This is a genomic window from Phenylobacterium sp., from assembly GCF_036821595.1.
Classification (GTDB): Bacteria; Pseudomonadota; Alphaproteobacteria; order Caulobacterales; family Caulobacteraceae; genus Phenylobacterium.
This window is the reverse complement of record NZ_DAISJG010000075.1, coordinates 1-9,243: the sequence shown is the minus strand read 5'-3', so window position 1 is coordinate 9,243 and position 9,243 is coordinate 1. Positions and strand designations below refer to the sequence as shown.

The following is a 9,243-nucleotide window of genomic DNA, read 5'->3' as shown; positions in this document are numbered from 1 at the left end:
TTGGGCAGGACTTCGCTCACCGTGCCCGGAAATTCCAGAAGCTCTTCCTTCGCCATGCAGGCTCCCACCGGAGAATAAAACGACGGCTCGCGCCTTTAGATCAGGTCGCGAGCCGTGAACAGCAGGGGAATTATAATTCAGGCCGCCGCTGCAGGTCGATGGGCGGCGCCGTCAGCTCCGGAAGCGCTCGGCGATGCGCGCGGCGAGCGCATCGCGCACCTCACGATAGGCGGCGAGGCGGGCCTCCCGGGAGCCCTCGGCCAGGGTAGGATCGAAGATCGGCCAGTACTCGATCTCGGCCGCCCGACCGCGGGTCATCTCCACGGCGCGGTGCTGGGCTTCGGGGGTGAGCGAGATGACGAGGTCGAAGGAATCGTCCTCGAGTTCGTCGAATGTCTTGGCCTCGTGACCGGACAGGTCGCAGCCGATCTCGGCCATTACCGCCTGGGCGAAGGGATCGACCCCCTCCCCTTCGGCCGTGTCCTCGCGCCACGGCCTGAGGCCACAGCTGTCCACGAAGATCCGGTCGCCGACCAGCCGCTTCAGAAGGGCCTCGGCCATCGGCGAGCGCACGCGGTTCAGGTTGCACGCGAAGAGCACCGCGGCCGGCGCTGGGACGCTGTCGTCACGGGCCATGCGTCTCAGCCCCGCCAGTGCAGGGCGCAGATGAGGGTGAACAGCCGGCGCGCGGTGTCGAGGTCGGTCTCGATCTTGCCCTTCAGCCGGGTCTGCAGGAGCTGGGAGGCCTCGTTGTGCAGGCCGCGCCGGCCCATGTCCAAGGCCTCGATCTGCGCCGGGGTCGAGTTGCGGATGGCCTGGTAATAGCTCTCGCAGATCATGAAGTAGTCTTTGATCAGCATCCGGAACGGCGAGAGCGACAGGATGTGCCGCCGCTCATAGCCGGGGCCGCGCACGTCCAGCACCAGCCGGTTCTCCATCAGCCCCATGCGCAGGTCATAGGGCCCGCCTTCGGCGCCCTCCGGCGCGAAATAGTTCTCCTCGAGCAGGTCGAAGATGGCGATCTGCCGCTCCTGCTCCTGGTCGCGCGAGACCGCCGCGAGCGACTCCTCGTCGAGCTCGACGCTCTGCAGGCGGTGCTTCTTGCGGTCGTCGTCGGCCATGGGGTCCGGCGTTGCGGCGGTGGGCGAGCTTTATTGCAAACCGGGGGTGCGCGTCATCCCGCCCCGTCGTCTTCGCCGGCCGGATAACGAAAAACGCCCGGCGCGGATCGCGCCGGGCGTCTCGTCCGTCCTCTAGGTGACAGTCCTAGTAGCGGGCGTACCGGTAGCCGTCGGGCTGGACATAGGCCTCGTGGACATAGCCCACGCCGACGCCGCCCTGGCCGACCAGGATCCAGTCGGAGCCCCGCACGTGCGCCAGGGCCTGGAAGCGCTCGCCGGAGCGCAGGGAGCCCACGCGCTCGGAGCCCGTCGTCGGCGCGGCGCGGAGGTTCACCGAGCGGGTGGCCACGAAGGTGTCGCCGATCTTGCTGTAGCTCGCCGGCGCCACGTAGGAGGACAGACGATAGCCGCCGCGGGTGTAGGTGGCGCCCTGGCCATACTGGCGGGCGGCGCCCTTCTGCATCTGGCAGCCGACGGCCGAACCGGCCGCCGCGCCGGCGGCGGCGCCCAGCACCGTCTCACCCGTGGGATGGCGCCCGCCCACCTTGTTGCCGATGAGGCCGCCGACCACGGCGCCGAGCACCGCGCCCACCTCCTGCTTGCCGCCCGGGGCGGAGCAGTTGGTCACGCCGTTGATCCCGGCGGCCTGGGCGCTGCCCGCACTCAGGGCGATGGCGCCGGCGAACACGGCCGCGGCCGCGCCGCCGCCGATCATCCTGTTGATCTTCGAAGTGCGCATCTTGGTCTCCGTCCGTTCCCATGAGTCCGCGAGGCCCTGTGGCCTCGATACGGCGACACCCTAGAAGGCCAAGCCTGAACGCGCTTTGGGCCGGGCTGACAGGAACCGTTCAGCTTGGCGGCCGAGCTTCCGGAGAAGCGGCGGACCTCGTCTCCTCGCCGCCGGCGGCCGTCTCGTCCCCGCCCTGCAGCCTGACGGGCTGCTTCGGCGCAACCAGCTGCACCGTCGGGAACGGGATCTCGATTCCCTCGCGATCGAAGGCGCGCTTTATGCGCCGGTTGTATTCCCGCCCGACCTTCCACTGGTCCCTGGGCGTCGTGGTGACGCGCGCTTTCAGGACGATCCCGCTGTCCGCCAGCTCGTCCACGCCCAGGATGTCGAAGGGCCTCGTGATCATCGGACCGAACTCCGCATCCCCGCGAAGCTCCTCGGCGACCTCCCGCATGACGTCCAGCGCACGATCGATATCCGTGTCGTAGCTGACCTGCAGGTTGAAGATGTAGGAGGAGAAGAGCTTGGTCCGGTTATGGATGACCTGGGCCTCGCTGTACGGGAAGATGTGCAGTGTACCGTTCATGTTGCGCAGCCGGATGGTGCGCAGGGTCATGGCCTCGACCGTGCCGCTGGCGTCGCCGATGCGTACGTTGTCGCCCACCGAGACCGCGTCCTCGGCGATCAGGAAGACGCCGGTGAGGAAATCCTTCACCAGGGTCTGCGCTCCGAACCCGATGGCCAGGCCCACGACCCCCGCGCTGGCCAGCAGCGGGCCAACCTGCAGGCCCATCTCCGACAGGAAGGTGAGCAGGCCCACGACGATCAGCACGCCCTGGATCGAGCCGGTCAGCAGCGGGCCGAGCGAGCGGATCTGCGCCGCGCGCCGCGCGTCGCGGCTGCGGACGGCGAGGCCTTCCACGAAGCGCCGGGTGACGAATCCCGCCACCTCCACGAGCGCGGTGACCAGCACCAGGATGAGCGCCAGCCGAACGAGGCGCGCGCCGGCTTGGCCGGAAATCCAGGCCCAGGGATCGATTCCCCAGACGCCGATCACCAGCAGCAGGGCCGCGCCGAGGATCAGGGTGCGCACCAGCGCCCAGGACACGCCCGCCGCCCGCGACGTCCTCTTCTCCGTCTCCGCCACGTCCACGTTGCAGCTGGCGGCGAAGCGCCGGACCCATCGGTCGAACAACCGGCGGAGCAGCCAGATCAGGCCGAGCGCGCCCAGGATCACGGCGGCTGAGACGAGGAAGTTCAGCCCCGCCTCGCCCGGATCGAGCTGCGTCAGGTGGGCCCAGGCGTCACGCCCGAAGGCCGAGAGCTGTTCGGCGAGCGAGGGCTTGACGGCCTCGGGGGTGGCCGCGACGGGCGCGGCGGGAACGGCGGACATGCGGAGCCTTCACGATCTGGCGTCCGCGCCGAACGCCTTGGCCGTAGGCGGGGTTCCGGCTTCCGCGCTCAGACCCTGACTTCGCGGAAGGAGACCAGCCGCCCTTCGGCCTCGTCCCAGAGCGCCAGGCGTGCGCACCGGAAGCTCTCCATCAGCCCCACGCGGCTCATCGGCCTCAGTTCGGGGAAGTCCCGAAGCACGTTCTGCAGGCGGTAGTAGGGGATGCGGCTCGAGAGATGGTGCACATGGTGGATGCCGATGTTGGCCGTGAACCAGCGGAGTACGGGCGGCAGGTCGTAGTGGGAGCTGCCGGCGAGCGCGGCGTCGTCCCGCTTCCAGACGCCGTTGCGGGACCAGTGGGCGCCTTCGAACTGGTGCTGGATGTAGAACAGCCACACCCCGATCGTGGCGGCGAGCAGCATCGTGGCCGCGTTCACCGTCAGCACCGGCGCAGGGCCGAACAGCCAGACGAGCACGCCCGTGATCGCGGCGAGGGCCACGGTGTTGCCCAGGACGCTCGCCCACGGCTTCCACCCCTGGCGCATCATTCCCACGGGGACGCGGTTCATGAGGAAGAAGACGAAGGCGGGGCCCAGGCCGAACATCACGACAGGGTGGCGGTAGAGACGGTACCCCAGACGGCGCAGCGGCGGCAGGGCGCGGTACTCCTCCACCGTCAGCATCTCGATCGCGCCCAGCCCGCGGCGATCCAGATTGCCCGAAGTGGCGTGGTGGATTGCGTGGGTCTGGCGCCAGTAATCGTAGGGCGTGAGGGTGAAGACGCCGATGATGCGCCCGACCCAATCGTTGACCTTGCGCTCGCCGAAGAACGCCTGGTGGCCACAGTCATGCTGGATCATGAACAGCCGCACGAGGAAGAGTGCGGCAGGGATCGCGAGCAGCAGGGCCGCCCACCAGAGCCCACGCGCGTGGAGGAACCACGCCACGGCCCAGAGGGCCAGAAGCGGGACCGCAGTGATCACGATCTCCAGAATGCTGCGGCCGACCTTTGGCTCGCGGTAGGGGGCCAGCTTCCTGGACCAGGCGCTGGCGGTGTTCGCGTCGGGGGACATCAAGACTTCCGATAGGGGCTTCGGCTCACGCCGTGCCCGAGAAACTAGGTTGGAATGCGGCGGTTCCGCTCACCTGCGGCGCATCCGGATGGCGGCCGAACGGGCGTGGGCGGGCAACCCCTCGGCTTCAGCGAGAGCGACCGTGGCCGGCGCCAGCGCCGCGAACGCCGCCTCGTCGCACTTCACGAACGAGGTCCGCTTGAGGAAGTCATAGAGGGAGAGACCGGACGAGAACCGCGCCGCGCGGCTGGTCGGCAGCACGTGGTTCGAGCCCGCCACATAGTCGCCGAGGGCTTCCGGCGCATATCGGCCGAGGAAGATGGCGCCGGCATGCCGGACGTGGTCGGACAGGCGCTCCGGCGCCTCGACGGCGAATTCCACGTGTTCGGGAGCGATGAGATCCACGAGCCGCGGGGACTCGTCGAGCGGCGCGAGCACCACGGCCCCGTGGTCGCGCCAGGAGGCGGCGGCGTCGGTTCCCGTCGCGAGCGACGGGAGCTGCGCCTGGACGGCGGCCTCTACGCGTGTGGCGAAGGCCTCGTCGTCGGTGATGAGGATGGATTGGGCGGCCGGGTCGTGCTCGGCCTGGGAGAGCAGGTCCGCAGCGATCCATTCGGGGTCGTTCGCCCCGTCGGCCACGACCACGATCTCGGAGGGTCCCGCCAGCGCGTCGATGCCGACGACGCCGTACACCCGCCGCTTGGCGGCCGTCACGAAGGCGTTGCCAGGTCCCACGATCTTGTCGACCGGCCGGATCGGACCTGCGCCGTACGCGAGCGCCGCGACGGCCTGGGCGCCGCCGACCCGCCAGATCTCGCTGACGCCCGCCGCCTTCGCGGCGGCCAGAACGGCCGGCTGCAGGCGCCCCGGCGGCGTCACCATGGCGATCCGCCCGACCCCCGCCGCCGCGGCCGGTACGGCGTTCATCAGGACGGTGGAAGGATAGGCCGCCCGCCCGCCCGGCACATAGATCCCGACGGCGTCCAGTGGCGTCCAGCGCCAGCCGAGTTCGACGCCCGCTTCGTCGGTGAACCGCTGATCGGCGGGCCGCTGACGCTCGTGATAGGTGCGGATCCGCTTGGCTGCGAAGTCGATGGCCTCGCGAACCTCCACGGGACAGGCCTCTGCGCCAGCGTCGATCTCCGCCTGGGTGACCCGCAGACCGGCCTCGTCCAGCTCGACGCGGTCGAAGTCGCGGGCGAAACGCAGCAGCGCCGGCAGGCCCTCGGCCCGCACCGCCGCCAGCACGTCACGAACGATCGAATCCACCTCCTCGGGCGTGTCGCGCCGCTCCGCCACGAAGGCGGAGAAGGCGGCCTCGAAATCCGGATCGGAGAAGCGGAAGCGGCGCATGGCGGGCTACTTAGCGAGCGCCGGGCCCGAGCGCCATGCCGAGTCTAGAGTTCGTGCGTCGGTTTGCGCGGGGTAGGCCAGGGCTTCGAGACGTCGGCCAGCACGGCTTCGATGCACTCCACAGTGGCGCGCAGGTCGCCGCCGCCCGCACAGCTGAGGGTCACCACGCCGCCGGGCGCCTCGCCGGACTCGAAGGTCACCGCCAGGAGTTCCAGCACCGCGTCGGGCGCATCGCGGCGGATCTTTCGGGTCTCGAACTTCAGCACGCCGCCCAGTTGCAGCGCCGAGCGCACCCGCGCGCCGCCGCCGGCTTCCCAGCGGTAGCGGTTGAAGGCGACGGTCAGCCGCCGCGCCTTCGGCTCGAAGGTGATGTCGCCCACCTTGGCCACGGCGTCCTGCATGGCGGCGGAGATGATGGCGAGGTCGGCCTCGTCCTGAGCGAGGAGGCGAAGCGGCGGCGCGTCGGCCATGTCTAGTCTTCCACCTCGTCGTCGCCCTTGATCCGGCGGATCTCGGCCCCGCAGGCCCCGAGCTTCTCTTCCAGCCGCTCGAAGCCGCGGTCCAGATGGTAGACGCGGTTCACCACCGTTTCGCCGCGCGCCGCCAGGCCCGCGATGACTAGGCTGACCGACGCGCGGAGGTCCGTGGCCATCACCTGGGCTCCTTCCAGGGCCTCCACGCCGCGCACACGCGCCTCGCCCCCGTGGACGGTGATGTCGGCGCCCAGGCGGCGCAGCTCGGGCGCATGCATGAAGCGGTTCTCGAAGATCGTCTCGCGGATGACGCTCTCGCCTTCCGCCAGGGTCATCAAAGCCATGAACTGAGCCTGCAGGTCGGTTGCGAACCCGGGATAGGGATCAGTCTCGATCTCAACGGCGCGCAGGCGGCCCCCGTTGCGCTTGATCGTCAGGCCGTCGTTGTGCGGCGTCACCTCGACGCCCGCCTCCACCATCTTGTCGAGGAGCGCCGTCAGGAAGTCGCTGCGGGTCTTCGTCAGTCGCACCTCGCCCCCCGCCATGGCCGCGGCGAGCGCATAGGTGCCGGTCTCGATGCGGTCCGGGAGCACAGCGTGGGTGGCGCCGGAGAGGCTGGTCGCGCCCTGGATCCGGATCGTCGACGTCCCCGCTCCGGTGACCTTGGCCCCCATCTTGTTGAGGCATTCCGCCAGGTCGGTGATCTCCGGCTCCTGGGCGGCGTTGGTCATCACCGTCTCGCCTTCGGCGAGCACGGCCGCAAGCAGCGCGTGTTCCGTCGCCCCGACGGAGACGAACGGGAAGTCGATCTCGCCGCCTCGCAGCCCCCGGGGCGCCTGGGCGTAGACGTAGCCCTCGTGCAGGTCGATCCGCGCGCCCAGCGCCTCGAGCGCCTTCAGGTGCAGGTCCACCGGCCGCGCGCCGATGGTGCAGCCGCCCGGCAGCGACACCTTCGCCTGGCCGGTCCGCGCCAGCAGGGGACCCAGCACGTTGAACGAGGCCCGCATCTGTCGGACCAGGTCATAGGGCGCGAAGCCGGAGACGATCTCGCGGGTGGTCAGGAGGGTCTCCGAGCCGCCCTCGCCCTCGGACTCGACGACCTCGGCGCCCAGGCGCTGCAGCAACCGCCCCAGGAAACGCGTGTCGGCCAGTCGGGGCATGTTCGTGAGCCGCAGCGGCTCGTCGGTCAAAAGGCTCGCCGCCATCAGCTTGATGGCCGAGTTCTTGGCGCCGCTGATCGGGATTTCTCCCGTCAGGCGCGCGCCGCCGGTGATGGCGATGCGGTCCAATCCCAATCCTTCGAAACGGCGACGCTGTGCGGTAGTCGCGGGGGTCAGCTCTTCGCCGGCTATCTAGCGTGCGCCCGCGGCCGCGCAAAGGGCGCTGCTCAGGACTTGCCGTCCTCTTCCGGTGCAGGTTTGGGCGACGGCGGCTGGGCGCCGGCCTTGCGCCGCCGGAGATTTGCGCGAAGCGCCTGGGCGAGCTTCGCCTCGCGGCTGTCGGGGGGCGGCGTGCGGCGGTCGTCTCTGGCGGCCATTGTTGCTGGGGTGCGGCGACCCGTCCGCGTCGTCAAGCACCTTCGCCTTCGATTGGGGCTTCACGAGGCCGAGTCGTCCCGCTATATGCCGCGCCTCGCCTTTCGCCGCCGTAGCTCAGTGGTAGAGCGCATCCTTGGTAAGGCTGAGGTCGGCAGTTCAATCCTGCCCGGCGGCACCACTTCTCTTCTCATCGAGAGAGACCCGGCAGCGGGCGCTTCGGCGCCCGCTGTCTTCGTGCCCTCACGAGATATTACCCGGGCGATATTGACGTCCCGGTCGTCGTGACCGAAGAGGGCGCATGTCTTCGCCCACCTTCACGGCCTTCTGCGACGGCCGGTTCCTGGCCTCGGGGAACAGCACCGACGTTGCGCGGGCGGCGCACGAGGTCCGGGCGCGGGGCGCCGCGGGCGTCATGATCTTCGACGACGCGTCGGGCAGGCAGGTCGAGCTCGACCCGTTCAGCCCCGCCCCCGCGTTCGCCGGCGTCACAGCGCCGGAGGCGCAGCCGGTACGGACTGGCCGCGGCCGCCCGAAGCTGGGTGTCGTAGCGCGCGAAGTCACCCTGCTGCCGCGTCATTGGGAGTGGCTCTCCGGCCAGCCCGGCGGCGCCTCGGCCGCCCTGCGCCGGCTGGTGGACGAGGCCCGGCGGACGAGCGAAGGCGCCGACCGCGCCCGCCGCGCGCAGGAGGCGCTCTACAGGGTGATGTCCACGCTTGCCGGCGATCTGCCGGGCTTCGAGGAGGCCGCGCGCGCGCTCTACGCCCGCGACGACGAGCGATTCGACGGCCTCATCTCCGGATGGTCCGACGGCATCCGCGACTATCTGGCCCGCCTGGCCACAACGGAGCGCGCAGCCCGCGAGACCTAGCGTCGTCGTCCGTCCGATCCCGAGGCTTCCAGGGCGTGCTCCGCCACATGGGTCTGCACCGCCAGCCGCCGTGCGGCGTCGCAGGCGACGATCTGGGCGCCGCGCGTGGCGTAGCCGATCTCCAGGTCCGCCTGGGTGGGGTTGGCCGGCAGGATATGAAGGCCGCACGGACGCGCGGCCTCAGCGGGCATTCCGATCTGCGGCGCAGCCGGCCAGTTCAGGGGCCGCGAGGCACAGCTCGCGGTCAGCAGCGCGCAGGCGAGCGGCACGCTCGGCATCCAGGGGCGCATGGGCGTCCTCCGACAACAGGGCCTTGTGGGTGACTCTGGCGACGCTCTGCGCGGCCGCCTCGCGCTGGCGCACGACCACCTCCACGCGCTGAAGGCTGTCGCGAGCGCCCTGCGCCTCCAGGCCGGCGACGGCGGCCTGTGCCGAGGCGGCCTCCGTCTTCGGTCGCTCCCGCGCCGCGCCTTCCCGCCGGCCCGACCAGTAGGCGACCGTGAAGGCCGCCAGAAGCGTCAGCACCGCCGCCACGGCGATCCACCAGCGGGGGATCACGACGGCAGCCCCAGGGCGTAGCCGCCCGGGCGCCGCGTAAGCACCTGCCGGCGCATCCGCGGATCGAAGGAGATATGCACCCAAAAACGCGCGCGGATGTCAAGAACAAAAGACGAACATTGCGCGCGGCGGTTAA

General features: G+C 70.3%; 11 protein-coding genes and 1 tRNA gene. 2 read left to right on the top strand and 10 right to left on the bottom strand.

Annotated features, from left to right (window positions below; genetic code table 11):
* Positions 1–171 precede the first annotated feature (171 nt).
* The 8 genes from V7Z97_RS17760 to murA form a co-directional block, all read right to left on the bottom strand.
* A complete protein-coding gene (locus tag V7Z97_RS17760; RefSeq protein ID WP_334164770.1) occupies positions 172–636 on the bottom strand; it encodes an arsenate-mycothiol transferase ArsC in 465 nt (154 codons plus the stop codon).
* A gap of 5 nt (positions 637–641) precedes the next feature.
* The gene (locus V7Z97_RS17755) at positions 642–1,121 is read right to left on the bottom strand and encodes a UPF0262 family protein (RefSeq protein ID WP_334164769.1); all 480 of its coding nucleotides are present in this window, start codon (positions 1,119–1,121) and stop codon (positions 642–644) included.
* A gap of 145 nt (positions 1,122–1,266) precedes the next feature.
* Positions 1,267–1,860 carry an SH3 domain-containing protein gene (locus tag V7Z97_RS17750; protein ID WP_334164768.1) on the bottom strand — a complete coding sequence of 198 codons (594 nt, stop codon included), beginning with the start codon at positions 1,858–1,860 and terminating at the stop codon, positions 1,267–1,269.
* Between the two features lie 109 nt (positions 1,861–1,969).
* The gene (locus tag V7Z97_RS17745) at positions 1,970–3,244 is read right to left on the bottom strand and encodes a mechanosensitive ion channel family protein (protein WP_334164767.1); all 1,275 of its coding nucleotides are present in this window, start codon (positions 3,242–3,244) and stop codon (positions 1,970–1,972) included.
* A gap of 68 nt (positions 3,245–3,312) precedes the next feature.
* Entirely contained in the window at positions 3,313–4,317 is a 1,005-nt protein-coding gene (locus V7Z97_RS17740) for a fatty acid desaturase (protein WP_334164766.1), read from the bottom strand.
* Between the two features lie 69 nt (positions 4,318–4,386).
* Complete coding sequence (hisD, locus tag V7Z97_RS17735) at positions 4,387–5,670, bottom strand: histidinol dehydrogenase (protein WP_334164765.1); 1,284 nt, start codon at positions 5,668–5,670, stop codon at positions 4,387–4,389.
* A 44-nt stretch (positions 5,671–5,714) separates the two neighbouring features.
* The gene (locus V7Z97_RS17730) at positions 5,715–6,140 is read right to left on the bottom strand and encodes a DUF2948 family protein (RefSeq protein WP_334164764.1); all 426 of its coding nucleotides are present in this window, start codon (positions 6,138–6,140) and stop codon (positions 5,715–5,717) included.
* Positions 6,141–6,142: 2 nt separating this feature from the next.
* Complete coding sequence (gene murA, locus V7Z97_RS17725) at positions 6,143–7,432, bottom strand: UDP-N-acetylglucosamine 1-carboxyvinyltransferase (protein WP_334164763.1); 1,290 nt, start codon at positions 7,430–7,432, stop codon at positions 6,143–6,145.
* Positions 7,433–7,784: 352 nt separating this feature from the next.
* On the opposite strand from murA, the gene V7Z97_RS17720 reads away from it, so the two are divergent.
* Both V7Z97_RS17720 and V7Z97_RS17715 read left to right on the top strand, forming a co-directional pair.
* A tRNA-Thr gene (locus tag V7Z97_RS17720) sits at positions 7,785–7,859 on the top strand.
* Positions 7,860–7,979: 120 nt separating this feature from the next.
* A complete protein-coding gene (locus tag V7Z97_RS17715; protein WP_334164762.1) occupies positions 7,980–8,549 on the top strand; it encodes a DUF2239 family protein in 570 nt (189 codons plus the stop codon).
* Here the strand turns inward: V7Z97_RS17715 and V7Z97_RS17710 are convergent.
* Both V7Z97_RS17710 and V7Z97_RS17705 read right to left on the bottom strand, forming a co-directional pair.
* Positions 8,546–8,740 (bottom strand): hypothetical protein, encoded by a 195-nt coding sequence (locus V7Z97_RS17710; protein ID WP_334164761.1) that lies wholly within the window; start codon positions 8,738–8,740, stop codon positions 8,546–8,548. The genes V7Z97_RS17715 and V7Z97_RS17710 overlap by 4 nt on opposite strands.
* Positions 8,730–9,107, bottom strand: a complete 378-nt coding sequence (locus V7Z97_RS17705; protein WP_334164760.1) for a hypothetical protein — start codon at positions 9,105–9,107, stop codon at positions 8,730–8,732. Before V7Z97_RS17705 ends, V7Z97_RS17710 begins: the two co-directional genes overlap by 11 nt.
* Positions 9,108–9,243 lie beyond the last annotated feature (136 nt).